Origin of the sequence: Hydrococcus rivularis NIES-593, from assembly GCF_001904635.1 — a bacterium.
Taxonomy (GTDB): domain Bacteria; phylum Cyanobacteriota; class Cyanobacteriia; order Cyanobacteriales; family Microcystaceae; genus Hydrococcus; species Hydrococcus rivularis.
On sequence record NZ_MRCB01000016.1, the window covers coordinates 28,091 to 53,149 of the forward strand.

Here is a 25,059-nt window from a genome sequence, read left to right on the forward strand (position 1 = left end):
TTCAGGATCGATTTAAGAATTGCTAATTTTCAGTAAATCAACTCGATTCCAGAGTAAAGCACTTTTATATAGACTCTGATTGGGGTTGCGCTAATTCAGATTGCATATTGGATTCTGAGGAAGCGGTCGGCGATCGCTCTGACAAAGGCGAGGAATTGGGATCGGTTTTTGTTGTTTGGAAACGACTGAGAACGCGATCTAACCATTGCGGTTTTTCTAAGCGAGAGGCTTGGTTCGCAGACGGGGTTTTTGTTGCTGGCGCCGCTTCCGTGTTAGTTGGCAGCGATTCCTCAGAAGGAGCCGCCGGGGTTGGTGCCGTTGAAGTTTCTGGTTGTGGTGCTATAGTTTCAGTTGGTTCGACCGATTCTTTGGTTGGAGTTTTCTTCGGTTCGGATAATAGAGGCTCACTCGTCTCTACTGGCGGCTGTGAGGTGACTTCTATTTCAGGTGCAGTCGGTTTTTCTATTGGAGTAGGCGTTTCTTGTGGGGTTGGAGTGGGTTGTTCGACAGGAACTTCTGGTCGTGCAGTAGGCGCTTCTTGTGGGGTTGGCGTTGGCGTTGGAGAAGGCGTAGGCGTTAATTTGGCTTTGTAGGTAGGATCGACGATACTGCGAGCATATTCAGTCGCTAATTCTCCGCGCATTAATTTGGAGAGGGGATCTTGACCTTTTGGATTGTATTCAATTAGCCTGACTGTCGTGTTGAAAACGTTATCAACTCGATTGCCAGCGCGATCGAGAAATTCTAGCTGAACCCAGTTGTTCCCTTTCTCAAAACCCGTTAAGTAAACGGGTTGCCAGTTATCGAGGACGAAGCTTTGACCGTTAATGGTAACTCGAATCCGCCAGTCGGCAATTTCGGAGTTTTCTTTTGCTACTAGACGTAGCGGAGCGTTAGTTAAGTAAAAATCGACTAGGATTGGCTCGGCGCCATAACTCCCCTGCGGACGGCTATAGGTCAATAGAGGAAGGGAAGGATCGGGAGCATTGGTATCTGTTTTTGTAAGGATATGGAAAGTCGTTTGAGCGTATGCGCCTTCATTTTTAAAGCTTTCGTGCCAGGGACGAGAGGCAAATACTCTTAGGGTATGGGTTCCGGGGGCTAGGTTTTCTAAAGTAACGGGTTTATCGATGTCGTAGATTTCTCGCGCGGGTTCGTTGTCGAGAATCAGCTTGAGGTGGGGTCCCATTTCAAGATCGGGATCTTTAAAGATGGGTAGGTCTCGCACTTGAAGTTTAACTGCGACGGTTGTTTCCTGGAAAATACTATCCCTTGGTGGGCTGAGAATAGCAACTTGTGGTTGATATTGTTCTAGGGTTTGGTTTAGCTGCCGAATAACCGCTGGAGGGGCTACTTCTGACAGTTTGCCCGCACTTATCGACACAGAAGGTGGCTCTGGGCTGGATAGCGGTGAAACTTCGATGCGATCGCCACAACTCACCAAACCTAAACTTAGTAGAATTAAGAATGCACACAAACAAATGGATTTTATAGGCAAAAATCGATACATAAAAACCAACACGCTAACCCCTCTTAATAACCCTTGAATCGATTAATCTTACTTAATTATTTTATTAAGAATGCTGAAGCTATCTATATGGCAATATAGCTGAATTTGGAGCGGTTCTTAGTGGTAATTTTCCGGAATTGAGTACGACCTTAATAAATTATTGCTTTTTGTAAAGAAAAAGTCCGATGCCCTTGACTTTTGGTCGGACAAGTTTTGCTGACAAATATCATGAGAGCGACAATTGAGCAAATTTTAATTATTGTTAAGTCCTGCCAACACAGCAGAGTAGAAAGACTTATCATCATCTATTGATGCTTTTGCCTGGAAGCTTTTTAAAACAGGCATCTTAAGCAAAATTGAAAAGCAGTAAATCCCACATTTGCTGTTCTTCTATTACACTATTCATCAAGAGAAAACCTTTAAAGTTCATTGTCGAGAGAGGAGAACCCTCATGACAATTAGTCCGGAGAGAGAGGCGAAAGTCAGGGTAAGAGTCGATAATAATCCGGTTCCTACATCGTTCGAGAAGTGGGGCAAACCCGGTCACTTCGACCGTACTCTGGCTAGAGGTCCCAAAACCACTACCTGGATTTGGAACCTTCACGCCAACGCCCATGATTTTGACAGCCAGACCAGCGACCTAGAAGATATTTCGCGGAAAATCTTCAGCGCGCACTTCGGTCACTTAGCAGTGATTTTCGTCTGGCTGAGCGGCATGTATTTCCATGGCGCTCGTTTTTCTAACTACGAAGCTTGGCTGACCGATCCGACCACGATTAAGCCTAGCGCTCAAGTGGTTTGGCCCATCGTCGGTCAAGGAATTTTGAATGCTGACGTAGGCGGCGGCTTCAGCGGCATCCAGATTACTTCTGGATTTTTCTACCTCTGGAGAGCTGCCGGTTTTACCAACAACTACCAGCTTTACTGCACGGCGATTGGCGGCTTGGTAATGGCTGCTCTAATGCTATTTGCAGGTTGGTTCCACTATCACGTGAGAGCGCCAAAACTGGAGTGGTTCCAAAACGTAGAGTCGATGATGAACCACCACTTAGCTGGTTTGCTGGGATTAGGCTCCTTAGCTTGGGCAGGTCACCAGATCCACGTTTCTCTGCCTATTAACAAGCTCTTGGATGCTGGTGTAGCTCCAAAAGATATCCCCTTGCCTCACGAGTTTATCCTCGATCCAAGCAAGATGGCGGAGCTATACCCCAGTTTTGCCCAAGGAATCAAACCTTTCTTTACCTTGAACTGGGGAGTCTACTCGGATTTCCTCACCTTCAAAGGCGGTTTGAATCCGGTTACGGGTGGCTTGTGGCTGTCGGATACGGCGCACCATCACTTAGCGATCGCGGTGCTGTTTATCATTGCCGGTCACATGTACCGTACCAACTGGGGGATCGGTCACAGCATGAAGGAAATCCTAGAGGCTCATAAAGGTCCGTTCACTGGTGAAGGTCACAAGGGTCTCTATGAAATTCTGACCACTTCTTGGCACGCTCAATTAGCTATCAACCTCGCCCTGCTGGGATCGCTTAGCATCATCGTGGCTCACCACATGTATGCCATGCCTCCCTATCCTTACATGGCGATCGACTATGCTACTCAGCTAGCCTGTTTTACTCACCACGTATGGATTGGCGGATTCCTGATCGTCGGAGCTGGCGCTCACGCCGCGATCTTCATGGTGCGGGATTACGACCCTGCCAAGAACGTAGATAACCTGCTCGATCGCGTCATCCGTCACAGAGATGCTATTATCTCCCACTTAAACTGGGTATGTATCTTCCTGGGCTTCCATAGCTTCGGTCTCTACGTCCACAACGACACGATGCGGGCGTTTGGTCGTCCTCAGGACATGTTCTCCGATACGGGAATTCAGCTACAGCCTATTTTTGCCCAGTGGGTACAAAACATTCACGCGCTGGCTCCTGGCAACACCGCTCCCAACGCTTTAGCGCCTGCTAGCTACGCATTTGGTGGAGATGTTGTCGCGGTAGGCGGTAAAGTGGCGATGATGCCCATCGCACTGGGTACGGCTGACTTCCTAGTCCATCACATTCATGCTTTCACCATCCACGTTACCGTGCTGATCCTGCTCAAGGGCGTGCTCTATGCTCGCAGCTCTCGCCTAATTCCAGACAAGTCCGAATTAGGCTTCCGCTTCCCCTGCGACGGTCCCGGTCGTGGCGGTACTTGCCAAGTATCGGGTTGGGATCACGTTTTCTTGGGCTTGTTCTGGATGTACAACTCCCTGTCGATCGTAATTTTCCACTTTAGCTGGAAAATGCAGTCGGATGTTTGGGGAACCGTTGCACCAGACGGCACAGTTACTCACATTACCTTGGGGAACTGGGCGCAAGGCGCGATTACCATCAACGGCTGGCTGCGCGACTTCCTATGGGCGCAAGCAGCACAAGTCATCAACTCCTACGGTTCGGCGCTTTCGGCTTATGGCATTATGTTCCTAGCCGGTCACTTCGTCTTCGCCTTTAGCTTGATGTTCCTCTTCAGCGGACGCGGCTACTGGCAAGAGCTAATCGAATCGATCGTCTGGGCGCACAACAAGCTAAAAGTCGCCCCAGCTATTCAGCCTCGCGCTCTGAGCATCATTCAGGGACGGGCTGTTGGAGTAGCCCACTATCTACTCGGTGGAATCGTGACGACTTGGGCGTTCTTCCACGCCAGAACCCTTTCTTTCTAATGTAATAAGCTCAACTGTAATAAGCTCAACCCTGCAATAAGCTTGTCAATCCTGTTGGGAGGGCTTAAAAAAACTTTTCCGCAGCGATTGACAGCTTACACTCCGCTACTAAGCAAGTAGCCAGCAAATGCTCTCAATTTATAAAGAAAAACGGCATGAAGGTTGGGTTAGACTGCCCGTTTTTGAAACCGTTTTTAACTTTCCATCTACCGTGACTTCGGTTACAGTAGATAACTAAAACAGGAAATGAGCAGCAATTCTGCACTGGCCCTCATTATTTAGAGAGGAGAATTTCCTAAAAAGCTATGGCAACTAAATTTCCAAAATTTAGCCAGGATCTACAACAAGACCCGACGACCCGTCGAATCTGGTATGGGATTGCCACAGCCCACGACTTTGAAAGTCACGATGGCATGACCGAGGAAAATCTTTATCAAAAGATTTTTGCCTCCCACTTCGGTCACATTGCTATCATCTTTCTGTGGACTTCCGGCACCATTTTCCACGTAGCCTGGCAAGGTAACTTCGAGCAGTGGATCAAAGATCCCCTGAATGTCCGTCCCATCGCTCACGCGATTTGGGACCCCCAATTTGGTAAAGCAGCCGTCGATGCTTTCACCCAAGGCGGTGCTTCCTACCCAGTTGATATCTCTTACTCTGGGGTATATCACTGGTTCTATACCATCGGGATGAGAACGAATGGCGACCTATATCAGGGATCGATATTCCTGTTAATCCTATCAGCCCTGTTCTTGTTCGCCGGCTGGCTGCACTTGCAACCCAAGTTCCGTCCGAGCCTATCTTGGTTCAAGAATGCTGAGTCTCGCCTGAACCACCACCTGGCTGGTCTGTTTGGCGTTAGCTCCTTGGCTTGGACGGGGCACCTCGTTCACGTTGCGATTCCCGAATCGAGAGGACAGCACGTCGGTTGGGATAACTTCCTGTCTACCGCGCCCCACCCAGCAGGTTTACTGCCTTTCTTCACCGGGAATTGGGGGGTCTACGCTCAGAACCCGGATACGGCTAACCACGTATTTGGAACTTCTGAGGGGGCAGGAACGGCAATTCTGACCTTTTTAGGTGGATTCCATCCTCAAACCGAGTCGCTCTGGCTGACGGATATGGCGCATCACCACCTGGCGATCGCGGTCATCTTCATCATTGCCGGACACATGTACCGCACCAACTGGGGGATCGGTCACAGCATCAAGGAAATCCTGAACGCTCATAATCCTCCTTCAGGAACTCCCTTTGGCGGGCTGTTGGGCGAAGGGCATAAGGGATTGTACGACACCATTAACAACTCCCTGCACTTCCAGCTTGGCTTAGCATTGGCTAGCCTTGGCACCATTACTTCCCTGGTAGCCCAGCACATGTACTCGATGCCTCCCTATGCCTTCTTGGCTAAGGATTACACTACCCAGGCTGCTCTGTACACCCATCACCAGTACATTGCTGGCTTCTTGATCACGGGAGCATTCGCTCACGGTGCTATCTTCTGGGTACGCGACTACGATCCCGAAGCCAATAAGAACAACGTGTTGGCGCGGATATTGGCTCACAAGGAAGCGATTATTTCCCACTTGAGCTGGGTATCGCTTTTCCTCGGCTTCCATACCCTGGGTCTATATGTCCACAACGACGTAGTCGTTGCTTTTGGAACCCCGGAAAAGCAAATCCTGATCGAACCCGTGTTTGCTCAGTGGATTCAAGCTGCTCATGGAAAGGCTTTGTATGGATTCAACACCCTACTATCCAATCCAGACAGCATCGCTTACACGGCTTATCCCAACTACGGCAACGTTTGGCTGCCCGGCTGGTTAGATGCGATCAACAGCGGGACTAACTCCCTGTTCTTGACCATCGGACCCGGAGATTTCCTCGTACACCACGCGATCGCGCTCGGTCTGCACACCACTACTCTGATTCTCGTCAAAGGTGCATTGGATGCTCGCGGTAGCAAGCTAATGCCCGACAAGAAGGACTTCGGTTATTCCTTCCCTTGCGACGGTCCCGGTCGTGGCGGTACTTGCGATATCTCCGCTTGGGATGCTTTTTACCTCGCCTTGTTCTGGACGCTCAACACGCTAGGCTGGTTAACCTTCTACTGGCACTGGAAGCATCTGTGCGTATGGCAAGGTAACGTTGCTCAGTTCAACGAAAACTCGACTTACCTGATGGGTTGGTTCCGCGATTATCTCTGGGCTAACTCCGCTCAGCTAATCAACGGTTACAATCCCTACGGCGTGAACAACCTGTCTGTCTGGGCTTGGATGTTCCTCTTCGGACACCTCGTTTGGGCAACGGGTTTCATGTTCCTCATCTCTTGGCGCGGCTACTGGCAAGAGTTAATCGAAACGATTGTCTGGGCACACGAGCGTACTCCTTTGGCGAACCTAGTTCGTTGGAAGGATAAGCCCGTCGCCTTGTCTATCGTTCAAGCTCGCTTGGTCGGTCTAGCTCACTTCACGGTTGGCTATGTCCTGACCTATGCAGCCTTCCTGATTGCCTCAACTGCTGGTAAGTTCGGTTAAAGAACGCCTAGCCTCATAGGTAACGAAGCTATCCCCTGCCTTTGGGCGGGGGATTAATTTTTTGGATTGGGAAAACTGGTAGAAGTTAATGCGACAAGGGATTGACACAGAGGAAACATAGCGTTGTCATATCCGGGCTGTAGTATTCGCGGTAGTGTTAAAAGTATCAAGCCGAAGCGGGACATACATCTACTGCAACATCTACTGCTAGCTGAGCATTCAGAAATCATCAATCGAGCGATCGTGACTTGGCTGGCTAAGATACTGTAACGAACGATAAGGCAGTTACTTATAACTTTTAACTTGATTCATGACTCTCAGTTGGAAAAAAACGTTAGGGATAGGTGCCATTATCCTTACTGTATTGGGAGCAATGGGATACTGGTACGTCTTCATTGCCGGCGCACCTCAACTAGACGCGCCTCAAGTCAACGTTCCCGGAAGCGATCTAACCTTTAAACTGGAGCGCTTCAACAGCAAAGCCATGGGAGAAGTACGGCAATACGGTCTAATTTTGCCGCCAGATTACGAGAAAAATCGCGATCGACGTTATCCGGTCATTTTCCTCCTACACGGCGGACATGACGATGCAAGAGCTTGGTATGACAAATATGCCATCATTACCGTTCTGCACCAACTCTATCAAAATGGCAAGCTACCGCCCTCAATCGTAATTAGCCCCGATGGCAACGATAACCGAGGCTCTAGTCCTTTGTGGGACCCCGATTATTTCGACAGTTCCAACGGCAAAGTCGGAACGCTTATTGGTTCTGAGTTAGTGCAAGTGGTCAAGTCTCGCTATCGCACTCTCAACGAACCGCAGTTTTGGGCAATGGGAGGACTTTCTTCTGGCGGATGGGGTGCATTTAATATTGGACTGCGCCACCTCGATAACTTTTGCGTCCTCTTCAGTCATCTGGGTTACTTTACCGATGACAGTGGTGCGGCAAATAGTCCCGAAAACTTCGTGCAAAAGATACCTAAGATGCAACTGAAGTGTTTGCGAGCTTATATGGATGCAGGCAAAGCCGATCCCGATTTTCTGGCTTCTACTCAACAGTTTCATCAGACTCTAAATCAATTAGGTGTTCCAAATGTGTTTTATGCCTTTCCTGGCGGTCATGGGGTGTCGGGAGCCGATTACGGCTGGAATTACGTTCACAAACATGCGTTTAATTCCCTCAGCTATGTGGGCGAACAGTTCAAGATGGCTTTAGCACAACAAAAACGCGAAGAAGCAAGAAGCACAAAACCATGAATGGGAAAAGACTTATAAGCGCGCGTTTAAAAGTGTTCAGTAATCAGTTACCTCTTCGGGGCGGTGCATCTTACGTTGGCGACTCGTACCCCAACGCCAGCATCGTCAGTTATCAGTTAATCTCCACTAATAACCACTAATAAATCGCGAAGCACCCCTCAACCTAATTATTAATTCGTCATTAAATTACGAATTGTTAAGCGTTACGCGAAGGAGCTAGGAATTTGAAAGAAGAAGACAATTTTTGGATAATACCATTTTTCATTCATTAATGACAGAGATAGTCGATCGCCCTCACCCCCAACCCCTCTCCCAAATAGGGAGAGGGGTGAAGAATGTCGATCGCGAAAACCTGAAAATTGGTATAACCTCGCAACTGGATTCGGGCAAATAATCTGCCACTTTCGGTCTCAAAGTGCTTCGAGCTTGGTTGGCGGGGCTTGTATCCTTATCATTAAGCTTAACTGATTACTGATTACTGATTACTGATGTGGTCGGTAGGGAGGAAAAATTTTGCTTAGACGACAAACCCAGCTTGGGATCTGGACAGCCACCTTACTGACAGCGATTGTTGGCATTGTTAACTTACTGTCGGCGGTAACGCCTAGCCTTGAAGAACGAGTCAGATGGTTGAAAGCCATTTTCCCTTTTGAAGTTCGAGCGAGCGGACATTTATTTGCTGCGCTAAGTGGATTTTTCTTGCTCGTCTTGGCAACTAATTTATTGCGGCGAAAACGAGTCGCTTGGCTGCTGACAGTTATCTTACTAATTATTTCCATTATTTCTCATTTAATTAAGGGACTCGACTATGAAGAGAGTCTGCTAGCCCTCGTGTTACTGATTCAACTGATTTTAATGCGGAGTGCGTTTACTGCTCGCTCCGATAGACCTTCGATCGCGCAAGGAATTCGAGTCCTTATCGGCGCGTTACTCTTTACCCTCGCCTATGGAACGGCGGGCTTTTTCTTACTCGACTACCACTACCACGTTAACTTCGATCTTCCAGGCGCGATCGCGCAAACCCTGGCGATGTTTTTTACTGAAGATAATGCGGGTTTACAACCCCAAACGCGCTTCGGCCGCTTTTTTGCCGATTCGATTTATATCGTGGGTGCGGTGACGTTTTTGTATGCCTTATTTATGCTTACTCGACCAATTGTGCTACGCGGTGCGCCAGCGACAGCAGCCCAAAGGCAACGAGCAAAGGCAATTGTTGAGGCATACGGTCGCTCTTCTCTGGCACGCTTTACCTTATTAGACGATAAAGCTTACTATTTTAGTCCTTCAGGACGTAGTGTCATTGCCTACGTTCCTAAAGGAAGAGGTGCCGTTGCCTTGGGAGATCCTATCGGTCCTGTAGAAGACAGGCGAGAAGTTATTGTTGGCTTTCAACAGTTTTGTCAGCTCAATGATTGGTATCCCGCTTTTTATCAAACCTTGCCAGACGATCTCGAACTCTATCGGTCGGTAGGTTTCGGGGCACTCAAAATCGGGGAAGAAGCGATTGTCGATCTCAAAGCTTTTACCATGCAAGGGAAAGCTGGAAAAAACTTAAGAAACGCTATCAATCGCATGGCTAAGTCGGGTTTTGAGGTTAAATTCTACCAACCTCCCATTTCCCATCAACTGCTCAAGCAACTGAAAGAGATTAGCGATGAATGGCTCAAGATGATGCAAGGGTCAGAAAAAAAGTTTTCCTTGGGATGGTTTGATGAGAAGTATCTGCAAGAGTGCGAAATTGCCGTGGTACAGAAAAACACGGGAGAAATAACAGCCTTTGCCAATGTAGTGCCGGAATATCAAATTAACGAGATTACCATCGACTTGATGCGGCGGCGAGCAGAAGTAGAGCACGGTACGATGGATTTTTTATTTATTTCGATGTTTCAACACTTTAAAGAACGGGGATACGACGGGTTTAATATGGGATTATCGGCACTGGCTGGCATAGGAGAAACCCCAGAATCTCCTCGTTTAGAAAAGGTGTTGCGTTATTTATACGAACACTTAAATCGGTTTTATAACTTTCAGGGTTTGCATAGCTACAAAGAGAAATTCCAACCCCGTTGGGAACCACGATATCTAGTTTATCCGGGAGCGGCGGCTTTACCGGAAGTCGTAGTAGCTTTGGTAAGGGCTGATTCGGGCGATCGCTTGCTAGACTACTTAAAACCCGGCTCGTAAGTAGGCAGAAAGCAAAAGGAGGGAAAAGTCGGAAGTTGCAAGTAGACTACCCCAGCTATGAATGAGGAGGCATATCTATGAATCGCCAGCGCCTTTCTCATATTGGTTCTGCGTTGCTGAGTTTATTGCTCTTTGCGCTTTCGATTTGGGCAATTACTCAGGAACTGCAAAAATATCACATCCGAGAAGTCTGGAAAAGTCTAGCCGCTATCTCCACATCCCATTTACTTTTAGCAGTGGGATTAACTAGCGTAAACTATATCGTGCTGACCGGGTACGATACGCTTGCCGTCCGCTACATTCGTCACCCTCTCCCTTACCCCAAAACTGCTCTAGTTGCGGTTATTAGTTATGCTATTAGCAATAGCGTTGGTTTAGCACTTTTGAGTGGCAGTACTATTCGCTATCGTTTTTATCGACCCTGGGATTTATCCATCGCTCAAATTGCTCAGATTATCGCTTTTTGCAATTGGAGCTTTTGGTTGGGGCTATTTGCTGTAGGAGGAGTGCTTTTTCTTATAGAACCCGTTGAGGTTCCCGCACTTTTGCATTTGCCTGTCACTTCAGTCCATCCCATCGGTGTTATTTTCTCGCTAGTCGTCATTAGCTATCTTTTTATCTCTATCCTGAGTAAAAAGCCTCTGAGAGTCGGTAGACTAACGATACCTCATTTACCCATCAACCTTTGTCTGGCTCAAATTGCCATTACTTCTCTTGATTGGTCGCTAGCGGCTGCGGTGCTCTATGTCCTCTTACCTGCATCCGTACCCATATCATATCCAGGTTTTTTCGGCATTTACTTACTGGCGCAAATTGCTGGAATTATTAGCAATGTTCCGGGAGGGTTAGGAGTCTTTGAAACGGTAATGCTTTTGCTGCTTTCCCCTCCCATCTCTTCGGCAGAGCTTTTTGGGGCATTGTTGGCTTACCGAGGGATTTATTACTTCTTGCCTTTAAGCCTTGCCGCCCTGCTGCTGGGACTGTATGAGATTAGACGAAGATTTTAATCTCTAGAATTTGAGAGCGTCCCAGAGCCAAAATTTCACACGATTGACATCCCTCTGACATAGATCTGATATCTGTCTTTTTTAGACTTCTAGTAGAATTAACCCGAAAGTACTGCGCTTTCTCGCCCAAAGACAGGGCATTACTCTTTTTATTGGGTTTTGCCTTGTAGCATGGAATTACCAGTGTGTTTCGATCGGCGGTTTTTTATCCATGTCAGATGTTTTACTCAGTCGCTATCAAATCATTCGAGAATTGGGTAGCGGCGGCTTTGGGGATACCTATCTAGCAAAAGACCTAGCCCTGCCAGGTCATCCTCCCTGCGTCGTCAAGCATCTGAAACCAAAAGATACCGCTCCGTCGGCTTTAGCTGTTGCGAAAACGTTATTCGAGCGAGAAGCAGAATATCTTTATCGCCTGGGCAAACACGACCAAATCCCTAGCCTGTACGCGCATTTCGAGGAAGGCGGGGAATTTTATTTAGTACAAGAATTCATTGAGGGAGAGGAACTCACTCAAGAACTCCTTCCAGGCAAACCATTGAGTGAAGAACGCACCATTAATTTACTGCGAGAAATTCTCGAAGTTTTAGCAGTCGTCCACAAAGAAAATGTCATTCACCGAGATATCAAACCATCGAATCTCATCCGGCGCAAGCGCGATAAAAAATTGGTGCTGATTGACTTTGGGGCGGTTAAAGAAATCGGTGCTTTGACGGTAACTGCCGCCGGACAAACGACGATGACGCGGGGAATTGGGACTCCCGGCTATATGCCAAGCGAACAAGCGCAAGGAAAACCCAGACTAGCCAGCGATGTCTATGCAGTAGGAATGGTAGGAATTCAAGCTATAACTGGCTTATCGCCCGATCGCCTTACAGAAGATCCTAATACGGGAAGATTATTATGGCACGATCGCGCCCAAGTCAGCGATCGCTTGGCGAATATTTTAGATCGAATGACCCACGAATATTATCGATCGCGCTATCAAGATGCCTCAGAAGCCCTGCAAGCACTCATGTCCGAGACAGAATTTTCGCCCCCTCTCTCGCAAGTACGAACGCAGGTGGCTTATGTTCCCGATGTTGCCTCCAAGCAATCTGGAGGCTTATTAAAGCTACTGAAGATAGTCTTTTCAGTAGCAATTGGCGGACTTGCCACGGGCGCGATCGCAGGAATAATATTACTCAATCGACCTTCATCCTCGCCGCCCGTCGTTTTCGACACCCCAACTCCTACACCGACGATAGAACCCACTCCTAGAGAAACGACCTCCCCAACGCCCACGCCGGAACCAACTCCAGAAGTAACAGTTTCCCCCACTCCCACCGATACACCCGAAGCGCAAGTGCCGGACGAGCCTTCACCCACGCCAACCGTCGAACCAACCCCAACCTCCGAAACGCCAGAAACAACCGTGGCTACAGTGTTGAATCCGGGGACATTAGTCAGGGACGAACCATCGCCTACGGGGAAAATTCTTTGTCCGGTTCGTTCCGTGAGGACGATTAATACCTATGGAGAAACGAATGGATGGTACAAAACCGACATTTGTGGGACAATGGGTTACATCCACCAAAGTCAACTGACCTTCGATCGCCGATCCGACGCAGAGTAGAATTTGAGAAATAGAGAAGCTTCTTTGTTTCGGGTTGCCAGTACGTTTGATGTTCGCCGTTTACAGCCAAGACCACCAATACCACAACCCTCGGTTCGAGTTAGTTGACGGGCAATTCAGCCCACCGTTCGAGCATCCCCGCCGTGCAGAAACAGTACTGGCGCAAATCCGCGAGATAAGTTTGGGTCACATTCTACCGCCGAGAGATTTCGGCTTATCTGCGATCCTGCGAGTTCACGACGAGGGGTTCGTTCGTTTTCTGCAAACTGCCTGGAACGAATGGTCGCTTGTGCGTGGAGAAGGAGACGCATTTCCTTTTACCTGGATAGGACGAGCGATGCGTCGCGACAAAGTGCCAGAAACCAGCGACGGCAAGCTGGGCTATTACGCTTTCGATGCGGGAACGCCGATTACCTCTGGTACTTGGCGAGCTGCTACTACCTCAGTTAATGTCGCCCTTACCGGGCAGGAACTAGTCGCGAAAGGAGAACGCGCCGTCTTTGCCCTCTGTCGTCCGCCCGGTCATCACGCCGCCCGCGACTGCTATGGAGGTTATTGCTTTTTGAATAATGCCGCGATCGCAGCCCAAGCCTTTCGAGACGCGGGGGCAGAACGCGTTGCAATTCTAGACGTAGACTACCACCACGGCAACGGGACGCAGGAAATCTTTTACGATCGCCGCGATATTCTGTTTGTCTCGCTGCATGCCCATCCCCGTCAGGAATATCCTTACTTTTCCGGTTACGAAGACGAACGAGGCGCAGGGACAGGAGAAGGCTACAATCAAAACTATCCCCTCCCCTGGGGCACCGATTGGACAAGCTATCGAGAGCCGCTTGAGGATGCCATTCGAGCAATCCGCAATTACAGCCCCGATGCTTTCGTCGTCTCTCTCGGTGTTGATACCTTCGAGAAAGACCCCATTTGCAAGTTTCAGTTTCACAAAGAAGATTACCTGCGTTTGGGCGAAGCGATCGCTCGCGTTAATAAGCCTACTTTATTCGTAATGGAGGGAGGCTATGCGGTAGACGAGCTAGGCTTGAATGTTGTCAATGTGTTAGTGGGATTTGAGAATGCCTGTTAAATAACCATTTACTGGGAGTGCGAGCATCTTGCTCGCGTTTGGGTTAGAATTATGCGATCGCGACGCTCATTAAATGGATTTCTAAGCTCCATACCAAAGCGTTTCGATTTTTCGGGCAACTTCTAACAATTGCTCTTTTACGCTTTGAGACGAGCTAGTTGCTGTCTCTGACTCTAGTAAAACTGTCACGTGTCCTAACTTGCGTCCGGGACGAGATTCGGTTTTCTCGTACCAATGAAGATAGGCATGGGGAATGGCAGCTATGCGATCGCGTTTTTCTTGATAATTGCTGTAAGAATGCTCATAGCCCAGCAAATTTACCATCACTGCTCCCGAGCATTTGAGAGCAGACGAGCCTAATGACAAATCCGTCACTGCCCGCAACTGCATTTCAAACTGAGACATTTCGCAGGCATCGAGGGTGTAGTGCCCAGAATTGTGCGTTCGCGGTGCGATTTCATTGACTAATACTTTGCCATCTTGGGTGAGAAATAGCTCGATCCCAAAAACGCCGACAACTTGCAATTTTTCTAGCAAATGACGGGCAATTCTTTCTATTTCTAACTCGATTTCCGGTGCGAGATCGGCTGGGGCAATAACCCAATGGCAAACTCGATCTTTCTGATAAGTTTCTACAACTGGGTAGACTACGACCTCTCCAGCAACGCTACGAGCGGCTATAATCGCTAGTTCCCGCTCGAAGGGGATAAATTCTTCCAACAACCATGAAGTATCTGGAAAACGCTTGTAGATGGCTTCTAGCTCACCGCGATCGCCGATAATAAAAGTTCCCTGTCCGTCATAACCGTGGCGGCGGGATTTGAGAACGATGGGAAAGCTTAATTTAAGATCGCACGAGACAGCATTATCATCTCTCTCTAATGCAACAAAGCAAGGGACTGGCAATCCAATCTCTTTGAGATAGCAGCGTTGGTGATATTTATCCAACAGAGGCGATAAAGCTTCCAAGCTGGGGCGAAAGCAAATGCCTCTCTCTGCTAAAGGCTTTAACGCTTCTAAATTAATAAACTCATTCTCAAAGGTAATAACATTGCAGCGATTAGCTAGCCGAACGGTAGCCGCCGCATCGTCTACGGCGGCTAGGATCGTTTCGGCTGCAATTTTAACGGCTGGGTCATCGGGACGGGGAGTCTGGACGACCAAATCTATTCCTAACTTTTGGGCAGCTTGTGCCATCATCCAAGCCAACTGACCGCCGCCAATGACACCAACTCGTTTTCTTTCCATCAATTGCACCCCAATGAAGCTCGCGTTTCAACGCCCGTTTTAGAATTCACCCCAGATGCTATGGTACACAGTTTAGCGACTTGATCGCCATCTAAAACGGCAAGCGTAAAGTCAGCTCCTGTAATATTTGCTCCATCAAAGGTAGTGCGTAACATGATTGCTTCTGTCAAAACCGCATCGCTGAGATCGGCTCCATTAAAGCTGCTCAGATAGGCAAGACCGTTAGTGAGATCGGCGCCGTGCAGATTGGTTTCTTTGAGAGCGGAACCGTTAAAAACCGCCCCGCGCAAGTCAGTATTGCTAAAGTTAGCAGAGGTTAGATCGACGTTGGTGAACTGAGCGGTTTGTAAATTTTGACCGGAAAAATCTTGACCGCTCAGATTTTTATCTTCAAAACTTGCGGCTGCTCCAGTGACGGCTGAAGAACTTGCCGCTTTTGCTGGTAAAGGAAAAAGCAAAATAGTTAATGCTAATAAGAAAATAGCTAATCGCAGAATATATTTCATCGCTTGCAAACAATGTAGATCGCTTAAATCGCCTTCTAGATAGATTGTACGGGAAAGTTGCCTCCGATTTGCTCTGTTGAATCGAGATAAGAGCAGCCTAACGCCGAACTCAGTTTAAGTATCGTTGCTCTCAAGAAAATCCTGTTGGAGGAAAGGAGCGAGTTCTCGGTTCAATCGACCGGCTTTGACCAATTCGGCATAGGTATCCGCTTCAGTTGCCATCAATTCTTGGCGCAGTTGCTCGGTAGTAAAGTCTTGTAGATTGGGATATTCATTTTGCAATCGCTCTATTTCTTCTTGCAGGCGGTTTAATTCTCCCTTAACGAGTTGCTCTTGATAGCGATAAAATTCCGGTTCGACTCCCGGACGTTTTTCGACTCGTTGGAGGTGTTGAAGAACGCGATCGAGGGCAGTCAAACGCGCGATCGCTTCTGCATATTGCTGGCGTAACGGTTGGTCGCCCAGTAGGTTTAGCTTCTCTAGTAACGGTTTGACGGTTAATCCCTGCACGAGCAACGTAAATAAGACGACTCCAAAGACTGTAGCAACGATCTCCTCTCGTTCGGATAGGATAGCAGGGATGCTCAATGCCAAAGCGATAGACACCGAACCTCGCAGTCCGCCCCACCAAAGTATCGTTTGCTCTTGTAAGGGAATGTCCGATTTAACCAGTTTATTGCTCAAACCGCTCAAACCGAAAATTGCTAAGGCTCGCGTCACAATCATCGCGACTACCGTCAAGGCGATGGTTCCTAAATTTTCTCCCAGAACGGCAAACTCGACGCGATCGCCAATTAGCAAAAAAACGATCGAGTTGACAAAAAAGGCTAGAAACTCCCAAAACTCTGTCACGATGATGCGGGTGCGGGGATTCATGCCGATGCGCGAACCAAAGTTCCCCAAAATTAACCCCGTAGTAACGACTCCAATGACTCCAGAACCGCCTAAATCTTCTGTAATCAAATAAGTGCCATATGCCGAAACCAGAGTTAACGATTGCTCCACCAATGGCAAGTCGAATCGTTGCGTGAGGTAGGAAATGCCAAAACCAATTAAACTGCCAACCGCAAGACCGATGCCGACTACTGAGAACAATTGTATTAAAATCGATTGAATTTCTAACGATTTAGTTCCTAGCGGCAGTCCGACCAAAAAACTAAAAGCCACTACCGCCATGCCATCGTTGAACAGGCTTTCCCCTTCCATTAAGGTGCTTAAACGTCTTTCTACGCCCAATTCTCGAAATAGCGCCGTTACGGAAACTGGGTCAGTGGCAGACAAACTCGCTCCCACGAGTAATGCAGTTGTTAACTGCAATCCGGCAAATTGTTTTAACCCCAACGCAATTCCTAAAATTGAAATAACGACTCCCGCGATCGCGTACAAACAAATGGGAAATAAGTCGCGCTTTAAATCTAGCCATCTCAAATTCCATGCTGCTTCAAACAGCAGTGGCGGTAAGAAAATTGACAGGATCAATTCGGGCGACAAATTGACGAGGCGAACGTCAACAAATGCCAAACCCAGACCAACGATTACCAATAGTAAGGTATAGGGAATTTGGCGAAACCAGCTAACAATTTGAGGCAGCGTTGCCACGCTCAAAGACACGGCGAGAACTAAAAGAAATTGTTTGAGATTGTCTTCAATCGCTGCTTCACTCATGGTTGAATTGAGATTGCCATTATTCCAACTTAATTTATTATGAACTGACGCACTCCAGCAAATGTAGGGGCAGTGTCCCGATCTTTTTCTACGGGATCTCGGATTTCTAACCTGCAACTGCGCCACTCCTATTATTGCCTGTTTACCGTCTCACTAAGTAATTTAAATTTTCAACTTCTTCAACCACTTTTTCTATCTCGCTTTCAGCAATTCTTTTTACATAATTAATTTTTATTTCTTCTAGCCAACTAATCAACCAAGACTGGATTTCTGGCAGATTTTGCTTTTTTTGGAGTTCTGCTTCAAAGGCATCGATAACATTTTCAATCAAATTAGTCATCAGTGTAGTACTGACCGGATCTTCAAGTGTTTTGATTAAGTTATTGTAGAGTATTTGAGAGAAATCTTTGGTCAAATTTTCGGTAATTTGGGCGGGTAAATGACTCAACCCAGGAATTTTTTGGATTTTTTGATAAATTGGAGATTCATTAAGAGTTCTTTCAAGATTGTAATGGACTAGAGCTTCTAGATCTGGCTGAACTTTTGGCAAAACATCATAAATGCTGACGTTGAATAAGCGAGCTGCGATCGCTCGCACTTCATTGGTATTATTAACCTGAATGTAGGGACGGCGAGTTTCGGGATGAAATAACCAGCGTGCCAAATCTCCTCGACGAATCGCGTCTTGCATCTGGTCGATCGCCTGAACGCCTATCATTTCTGTGAGTTCTCCAGCAAAATTAATGGCAAAATCGCGATCGATTTGCTTGCGTAAAGGTTCCAAATTCACTAAATCGGTTTGGTAAAGACGAATAGTGACTGGAATAACTCGCAACCATCTCCAGAAGGGAAGTAATAAAAACAGATCGTACCAACGCCGCAGGATAGCTTCTAGCCAATTCAAATTCGGATTGCTACGACTAATATGATAAGTGCGTATTAGTACGTCGAGAGCAAAAATAATAATAAATGGTAAATCGAGCAACCAAAAGCGATCGATAAAATTCCCAAATTTATTAATATCTCGATAGTAATTACTTTGAATGAGAGGTCGAATTAAAGAATTAAAAAAATTAATTTGCGATCGCCAATCAGTTTGAGAAAGATAAGCTTGACTCCAAAACGTAGCAAAACCATCTCTGGCAGATTGCTCGTTAGTATGTAAGCGCATTTCATTTTTGATTTTGGCTAGAGTCCCGCTTTTATTTGCTACATCAAAAGGATTTTCTTCAATAAGACGATTACTTAAAAGACGTAACTCGCTTAACAAATTTTCTGTCTGGGGAGACGTTAATCCAGTCTGCAAAACTTGCGCTTGCAATGCATCTACTTTATCGAGGTAGTTTTGCGTTTCCGGGTGAGGTTCGATCCCTTTAACTGGGTCGTATACTTGAGTTAAAGCTGGCAGTATTTGCAGATAAAAATCTCGCCAGGGTATATAAGTAAGATCGAAAAAGACCAAAGTTAAGTTCAGGAATCCAACGATAGCAATTAATTTCTGAAAATAGCGATCGCGCTCAAAGAAAAATTGTTTTTTATTCGAGTTTAATCCCATAAACAAATCATTTATTCCCGTTCAAAACTCAACAATTCTAAATGGCTGGGCTCTGAGATTAGCTCTTTTGCTACTAAAAAAGCCGCGATCGTCCAAGTCTGATATTTTCTGGCTTGTTTGCCAATCAATCGACCTGTTTTTCCATCGTAATATTCCGACCATTCGTCCTCACTTAAGTAATTTTCAGCAATATCGGTCGCTTCCTCAGCTATTTCAATGCGATCGGTTTTTATTGCAGCTCCTACGAGTAACCAAAGTAGAAAGGGCCAATTGCCACCATTATGATACGACCAGGGACGATTTTTAAGATCGGCTCCCGTAACGATTTTCCACTCCAGACCTTCGAGTGCGGGAAAACACATTTTCATCGGCATTTCGCCAACCAAATCATCCCAGCGTTGCTCGATTAAATTCATAATTTGCTGCGATTCTCGTTCGCTGGCTAAAGCAGTAATAATTGCCATTAGATTTCCTAGAGCAAAGAAACGAAAATCCATTCGTCCCGAACCGAGATTGCCTGCCAAATAACCTCCATTTCTAGGCAGCCATTCAGTTAACCAACCCGGAATTGACTCGGCAAAAATATTAAATCGATTGGCAACTTCTGTACCAAATTCATCGCCCCGAAAGCGATAGATTTCATTTAAACGTTTGAGATCGATCCAGTAGTATTCCCTCAAATGATAAGTCAAGGGAACTAGGCGTTGTTTGACGCTAGAAATACACGAGCAGTTATCGTCGTTGGGCAAAAGAAGTTCTCTAGCGGCACGTAAGGCAGCATAGAACAACACCTGAATTTCGAGCGGATGTTCGTAGACACCCATACGACGATCGATCGTAAAAGCGCCATCGGGAACTAACATGGTCGGGTACATGGCGAACCGATGTGCCAAACACATTTCTAAAATTAATTGGATGCCCTGTTGGAATTCAATTTGTTGGGCAAGGGAAATATCGCCCGTAGCTTTCACATAAGCTCGCAACAGGATAATCCACCACAGACAAGAATCGACAGGCGGAACTCGCGCGATCGCGTGTTCGCCAAAATCGGCAGTGATATACTCTTTGCCATCTATTAATTCGACTTTGAAACTGGCTGGCATCAATCCCGGTCCTGGCTTGAAAGAGTCCATTTGCGGTTCGTGACTCTGTAGGGAAAGCGTCTCTATCAAAAAGTTGCGAACTATCTCAGACCTGCCTTTAATGAGAAAAGCCAGCGCCGATGGGACAAAATCGCGAATAAAGCATTGATCGTAGTTGAGCGCCTCTAACTCCGGATCGTTGGCGGCGATTGTCCCAACCGGACGACCTCGATAATAAATAATCGATTTTTCCAGCCTTTCCCAGGCTTCTGCCACTAAATCGTTGCTTGCGTTCATCGCTTGCTCAATCTCCTCAGCTCATTTCGTGTCATCTGCAAACTTTGTTCTTCTGGTCCCGGACGGTATTGCAACCAAGCAAACAGCGCTGCCGTACCAAGAAAAATTAGGGTAATAATTGCCACCAGTTGAAGCATGATACTGTAACGCATAACAAGATTTTGGATCAAAGGATAGATTTGTCAGCGATCGCTACAAGTTTTAGATTTTGGATTAGAAGTTAGACGAGGTTTTAGTGTTTTATAAATCTCAACGATCATTTTCCCTGCATTTCTTTAAGATCGAATAAACTAATCAACACTCCAGCAAGCGGAATTGATAGGAAAACCCCCACCAATCCGGCGACTCTAGCTCCTACTAATAGAGCAAAGAACATAAAGACTGGATTCATATTAATCGAGCCTTGCATAATGCGAGGCATCAGTAAATTCTCCTCGACTTGTTGTAGCAAAATGCAACCGACTAATACTTGAAGAGAGAGCCAAATTCCTTGAGGCAATACAATTATAGAAACTAGGCTAATTCCAATCGTAGCTCCGATACCGGGAATGAGATCGAATACGCCCGCGATCGCGGCTAATAGCAATGCATAGGGCAAGTCTATGATGATAAATACAATATATACGGAAACTCCAAAAAAAATTGATAATAGCAAACGTCCCCAAAAAAAGCCCAAAAAGTTATACTGGATTGCCTCAGTTAATTCGTGACGAATGCGATCGGGAAAAGCTTTGAGTACAAAATTCCAAACTCGCTTGCCATCTAACAACATGAAAAAAGCCACAACGGCAATAAGAATCAGATCGATTAGATTAGATACTAAACCATGAAGAGTGGCTAAACCCACTCCAATTCCTGCCGTTGCCTGCTCTCGTACTTGTGCTTCAATCGCCTCAAAATCTACTTGAAAATTCCAATTATTCAGCGTCTCTTGTATTCTTTCTAATAAGGAAATAATAAACTCAAGAAATTGAGGAGCTTGGTTCAGTAGTTGTTCTGCCTGAGAAAGAATCGCAAAACCAATAGTAGCAATTAATCCTGCTAAAATCAGCAAACTCAGTAAAAAAACTAGAAGAACTGATATGCTGCGCGGTAAAAAACGAGAAATCCACTGTACTGGATAATTGAGTAGAAAAGCGACAATGGCAGCAAAAATAAAAATAACAATGACTGTTTTAAAATAAGATAAAACTTGGATAATAGCCCAACCAAAAGCAAAGATCAACAAATAGCGAATTAACTTGGAATTATTCAATTGCTTCCAAAAGTTTTCCCGAAAATTTTTTAAATTTGGTTCGTTCACAAAGTACTAACAGCAAACTTAAACAGCTATTTTTAAGTTTTAATCTTATCAGATTACTAGCTCAACTTTATCTATCAATAGAAAGAAAAGTCATTTTTCTTCAATTTCGGATTAGTTGCTATAGAAGAATAATTTTGTTGTTATGAAATCGCGCACCAAACTATCCCTCTATCAGCAACGAGTTTCATGAAATTTCTTCTATCTTAAAGAAGATTGGCAGGAGGATTTTCGGGAACCACCCACAAGTAAATCGTTCTACCACCTATCTGTTCGGTGCGTTCTGGTTTCCATTCACCCATATCGAAGGCGTGAGAAACAATGCGGGTACCCGGTTTGAGTTCTTGAAGCAATCTGGGTCGAAGTTTCACGTTAAGTTCGGGAAGCAGATAAAGCGTTACGATCGTCGCCTCGCTGAAGTCTGCCTGGAAAAGGTCTTGTTGCCGGAACTGGACTTTGTCAGTTACACCGGCTTCTTTAGCGTTTTCGTTTGCTTCTTGGATGCGTTGTGGGTTAATATCAATGCCAATGCCGCGCGTGCCATATTTTTGTGCCGCCGCGATCGGAATTCGTCCGTCGCCGCTACCAAGGTCGTAAAGAACATCATCACCCGTCACATTTGCCAGTTCGAGCATCCCTTCTACGACTTCGGGAGGCGTTGGCACGTAAACCACATCGGGTTCGCGTCCTGGGGCTTGAGTGTCAGGTGCAGCTGGCTGGGTTTGAGCATTCGATGGAGCTTCAGCAAACTCCCGTTGTTGAGTGCATCCGACAAAAAAGAAGCTACCGAGACTAGCGCCAATGAGCAATAATTTTATACTACGTGGTAACTGCATATTACACTTCTCCGAATAAAATAATGCGGGTTAAGAGCGAGACTGGGATCGCCCAGACCATAGCAACAGCGGAACGCCAGCGATCGCAACTGCCACGCCAATCAGCGCTCCGACATTAGTGAGAGTAAGGCTCGAATAAAGCAAATAACCGCAGATAAGGCAAAAAAGAATTGGCGTTAGCGGATAGAAGGGAACTCGAAACGGTCGCATTACCTGCGGTTCGCGGATGCGCAATACCAGCAACGACGCGGTTGTGAGCAGGAAAAAGAACCAAAAGGTGGGGGCTGTGTATTCCACCATCGTCTCAAAGCCGTTGCGCGTAAAAGTTCCTAGCAAGACTAGCGCTAGGGAGATCGCTCCCTGCACTAGCAAAGCATTCGTTGGCGTACTGCTGCGCGGTTGCCAGCGTCCGAGAAAGGTAAATAGCCAAAAATCTCTTCCCAAAGCGTAATTCGTGCGAGCGCCCGTGATAATGGTGGCATTGAGCGAGCCTAATGCAGAAATCGCAACCAGGAAGCTGATAAATACAACACCCGGTCTGTTGAGGACGCGACTCATTAAATCGGCGGCAACGGCTTCTGAATCTGCCATCCCTGCCAGACTTAACCCTCGGATATAAGCCAAATTGATTAAGAGATATATCGTTGTAATAATGCCGATACTCCAAAAGAGCGATCGCGCTAAGTTACGCTTGACATCGCGTACCTCCGCCGAAATATAGGCGGCTTCGTTCCAGCCGCCGTAAGATAGCAGCACGAAAATCATAGCCAGCCCAAAATCTCTCTGAGATGGGGGTTCGATAGGTGCAGCAGCACCAGAAGGAACGGCAAAAGCCAAACCGACGACGACGATTAACAGCAAGCCCAAGACTTTGGCAATCGTTAGCCAATTTTGCGTCCATTTCCCCTGTTGAGTGCCAATTAGATTGAGTCCGGTCAAAATGGCTACGACAAGCGCCCCGTAAAGCGAGGCAGAATAATTCCCCAAGCGCAACAGTTGCGAAGCATAATCTCCAAACACGAAGGCTAAAAGCGCGATCGAACCAGTTTGAAGAACCGTCATCCGCGTCCAAGCAAACAGGAAAGCAATCTTGTTGCCAAAGGCACGCATCAGGTAATAGTAATTCCCGCCTGCATGGGGATAGGTCGTTGCCAATTCTGCATAGCATAGAGCGCCTATGAGCGAGATTCCACCGCCCAACAACCAAGTTAGCAATGCTATTTGGGCAGTTTCTGTGTTCGCTGCAACCAGTGCTGGCGTCTCGAAAATGCCCGCACCAATGACGATCCCGACAATGATAGCAATGGCATCCGCGAAAGAAATTGCCCTTTTGGGTGTTGTTATCTCAGAAATAGCCGACGTGCGGTCGGCTATGCTATCGTTTCTAAGTTTGCTCACTTTGTCCCCATGCGAGTCGAGTTACGGAGCGTAAAAGCTATAAACGGTAAAAAACTTAAGAAGATTGCGATCGCGCAATCTTTAAATAAAGTTTACCGTCTTGGTTTTGCAGGTTCGGGACGATCGCGGTTAGGTCTTCCTGCCCAAGGCGGCGGACCGTCGGCAGGACGGATTTCAATTGTAGAACCGTCAGCGCGGGTAATCGAAAAAGCGTCAAACTCGCCACTTTTCTTGCTCATTTCACCAGTCACGGTTACCCGCTCGCCAGGTTGGATGTCGATCTCGCGCCACCAGCGCGGTCCGGCATCGACAATGATTTCTCCGCTCCCGTCGTCGAGAACGAAATCATTGCCAACAACCGACCTAACTTCACCCGATATGGCGATGCCGCGGGAACGCTGTTGTAGCTCTTCAATTCGGGTAGTTTGCGCCTCTACAAAGGTTGGAATTGTCAGTGCAGAAATTGAGGCTAGTGCGATCGAAGCTACAAAAATTTTCTGATTCATAGATAATTAACCTCTTAAGTTTATTATTTCCAGTTTTGGAGATAAAAATGACTAGAAAATGACAACGACAGTTGAAACAGAAGAAAGCTAATTATCTTCTTATAATTTTTGTAGAACCTAAGAAAGTCAACAATGCGATCGGATTTCCCCTTCACTAAGTTAGAGGAAGCGCCGCCATCAAAAACGTAGTATCCCTAACCGACGACCTAAGCGAGGTCATTCTTATGTTTAACAAACATTCTTATGTTTAACAAAATTTTAGTTGCCTTAGATTGTTCTGAAACTAGCAAGCGCGCGTTTGATAAAGCATTAGCGCTAGCCGAGGTGACTAATGCTTCCTTGCTGCTACTGCATGTCTTATCTCCAACTGATAAAGAGTATCCAGCTCCTGTTGATGAAGGCATGTATTCAAGCACGCGTAGGTTAGCGTGGAAATACTATATTCATAAGTGGGAAGAGTTTGTGCAAAAGAGATTTAATTGTTTGCGATCGCTGGCCGAGCGGGCAAATAAGCTTGGTATATCAGCCGAAGTAGCCCAAACTTTGGGCAATCCCGGTCGAATTATTTGTGAAGTAGCGCGAAATTGGCAAGCCGATTTGATTGTCGTTGGTCGTCGAGGTCGCAGAGGACTCCGCGAACTCTTACTAGGCAGTACTAGCAATTATGTCATTCATCATGCTTACTGTTCGATTTTGATGGTTCAAGGACAGGTCGAACCAACTGTCGATCCTTGTCAGGAAACCACCTTAGCCGCCGTAATGTGAATTGAGCG

At 46.6% G+C, this 25,059-nt stretch carries 20 protein-coding genes; 9 read left to right on the top strand and 11 right to left on the bottom strand.

Annotated features, from left to right (window positions below; translation table 11 throughout):
- Positions 1–64: 64 nt before the first annotated feature.
- Positions 65–1,498: a hypothetical protein gene (locus NIES593_RS13860; protein WP_245817501.1), complete on the bottom strand. Its 1,434-nt coding sequence runs from the start codon at positions 1,496–1,498 to the stop codon at positions 65–67.
- 463 nt (positions 1,499–1,961) lie between these two features.
- Between NIES593_RS13860 and psaA the strand changes: the two genes are divergently transcribed.
- The 8 genes from psaA to NIES593_RS13895 all read left to right on the top strand — a co-directional run bounded on the left by psaA (position 1,962) and on the right by NIES593_RS13895 (position 13,893).
- Positions 1,962–4,211, top strand: coding sequence for a photosystem I core protein PsaA (gene psaA / locus NIES593_RS13865; RefSeq protein ID WP_073600147.1), 2,250 nt, complete (start codon positions 1,962–1,964; stop codon positions 4,209–4,211).
- Positions 4,212–4,516: 305 nt separating this feature from the next.
- Positions 4,517–6,745 carry a photosystem I core protein PsaB gene (psaB, locus tag NIES593_RS13870; protein ID WP_073600148.1) on the top strand — a complete coding sequence of 743 codons (2,229 nt, stop codon included), beginning with the start codon at positions 4,517–4,519 and terminating at the stop codon, positions 6,743–6,745.
- A gap of 310 nt (positions 6,746–7,055) precedes the next feature.
- A complete protein-coding gene (locus NIES593_RS13875; protein ID WP_073600149.1) occupies positions 7,056–8,003 on the top strand; it encodes an alpha/beta hydrolase in 948 nt (315 codons plus the stop codon).
- Between the two features lie 271 nt (positions 8,004–8,274).
- A complete protein-coding gene (locus tag NIES593_RS25230) occupies positions 8,275–8,397 on the top strand; it encodes a hypothetical protein (protein ID WP_281250743.1) in 123 nt (40 codons plus the stop codon).
- A 119-nt stretch (positions 8,398–8,516) separates the two neighbouring features.
- A complete protein-coding gene (locus NIES593_RS13880; protein WP_073600150.1) occupies positions 8,517–10,187 on the top strand; it encodes a bifunctional lysylphosphatidylglycerol flippase/synthetase MprF in 1,671 nt (556 codons plus the stop codon).
- A 77-nt stretch (positions 10,188–10,264) separates the two neighbouring features.
- Positions 10,265–11,194 (top strand): lysylphosphatidylglycerol synthase domain-containing protein, encoded by a 930-nt coding sequence (locus tag NIES593_RS13885; RefSeq protein ID WP_073600151.1) that lies wholly within the window; start codon positions 10,265–10,267, stop codon positions 11,192–11,194.
- Positions 11,195–11,405: 211 nt separating this feature from the next.
- Positions 11,406–12,809: a serine/threonine-protein kinase gene (locus NIES593_RS13890; protein ID WP_073600152.1), complete on the top strand. Its 1,404-nt coding sequence runs from the start codon at positions 11,406–11,408 to the stop codon at positions 12,807–12,809.
- A gap of 49 nt (positions 12,810–12,858) precedes the next feature.
- Positions 12,859–13,893, top strand: coding sequence for a histone deacetylase family protein (locus NIES593_RS13895; RefSeq protein WP_073600153.1), 1,035 nt, complete (start codon positions 12,859–12,861; stop codon positions 13,891–13,893).
- A gap of 81 nt (positions 13,894–13,974) precedes the next feature.
- On the opposite strand, the gene NIES593_RS13900 is transcribed toward NIES593_RS13895, so the two are convergent.
- The 10 genes from NIES593_RS13900 to NIES593_RS13940 all read right to left on the bottom strand — a co-directional run bounded on the left by NIES593_RS13900 (position 13,975) and on the right by NIES593_RS13940 (position 24,286).
- Positions 13,975–15,141, bottom strand: coding sequence for a 5-(carboxyamino)imidazole ribonucleotide synthase (locus NIES593_RS13900; protein WP_073600154.1), 1,167 nt, complete (start codon positions 15,139–15,141; stop codon positions 13,975–13,977).
- The gene (locus NIES593_RS13905; RefSeq protein WP_073600155.1) at positions 15,141–15,647 is read right to left on the bottom strand and encodes a pentapeptide repeat-containing protein; all 507 of its coding nucleotides are present in this window, start codon (positions 15,645–15,647) and stop codon (positions 15,141–15,143) included. The genes NIES593_RS13900 and NIES593_RS13905 overlap by 1 nt, the downstream gene beginning before the upstream one ends.
- Before the next feature lie 114 nt (positions 15,648–15,761).
- Entirely contained in the window at positions 15,762–17,312 is a 1,551-nt protein-coding gene (locus NIES593_RS13910; RefSeq protein WP_073600156.1) for a cation:proton antiporter, read from the bottom strand.
- Positions 17,313–17,454: 142 nt separating this feature from the next.
- Positions 17,455–18,867 carry a hypothetical protein gene (locus NIES593_RS13915; protein ID WP_073600157.1) on the bottom strand — a complete coding sequence of 471 codons (1,413 nt, stop codon included), beginning with the start codon at positions 18,865–18,867 and terminating at the stop codon, positions 17,455–17,457.
- Positions 18,868–18,878: 11 nt separating this feature from the next.
- Positions 18,879–20,246 carry a glycoside hydrolase 100 family protein gene (locus NIES593_RS13920; protein WP_073600158.1) on the bottom strand — a complete coding sequence of 456 codons (1,368 nt, stop codon included), beginning with the start codon at positions 20,244–20,246 and terminating at the stop codon, positions 18,879–18,881.
- Positions 20,243–20,398, bottom strand: coding sequence for a hypothetical protein (locus NIES593_RS24230; RefSeq protein WP_175561136.1), 156 nt, complete (start codon positions 20,396–20,398; stop codon positions 20,243–20,245). The genes NIES593_RS13920 and NIES593_RS24230 overlap by 4 nt, the downstream gene beginning before the upstream one ends.
- 104 nt (positions 20,399–20,502) lie before the next feature.
- Positions 20,503–21,549, bottom strand: a complete 1,047-nt coding sequence (locus NIES593_RS13925) for an AI-2E family transporter (RefSeq protein WP_073600159.1) — start codon at positions 21,547–21,549, stop codon at positions 20,503–20,505.
- Positions 21,550–21,752: 203 nt separating this feature from the next.
- Positions 21,753–22,382, bottom strand: coding sequence for a class I SAM-dependent methyltransferase (locus NIES593_RS13930; protein WP_073600160.1), 630 nt, complete (start codon positions 22,380–22,382; stop codon positions 21,753–21,755).
- Positions 22,383–22,412: 30 nt separating this feature from the next.
- Positions 22,413–23,780: an APC family permease gene (locus NIES593_RS13935; protein WP_073600161.1), complete on the bottom strand. Its 1,368-nt coding sequence runs from the start codon at positions 23,778–23,780 to the stop codon at positions 22,413–22,415.
- 92 nt (positions 23,781–23,872) lie between these two features.
- Positions 23,873–24,286 carry a NirD/YgiW/YdeI family stress tolerance protein gene (locus tag NIES593_RS13940; protein ID WP_073600162.1) on the bottom strand — a complete coding sequence of 138 codons (414 nt, stop codon included), beginning with the start codon at positions 24,284–24,286 and terminating at the stop codon, positions 23,873–23,875.
- A gap of 243 nt (positions 24,287–24,529) precedes the next feature.
- Between NIES593_RS13940 and NIES593_RS13945 the strand changes: the two genes are divergently transcribed.
- A complete protein-coding gene (locus NIES593_RS13945; protein WP_073600163.1) occupies positions 24,530–25,051 on the top strand; it encodes a universal stress protein in 522 nt (173 codons plus the stop codon).
- The last annotated feature ends 8 nt before the right edge of the window (positions 25,052–25,059 follow it).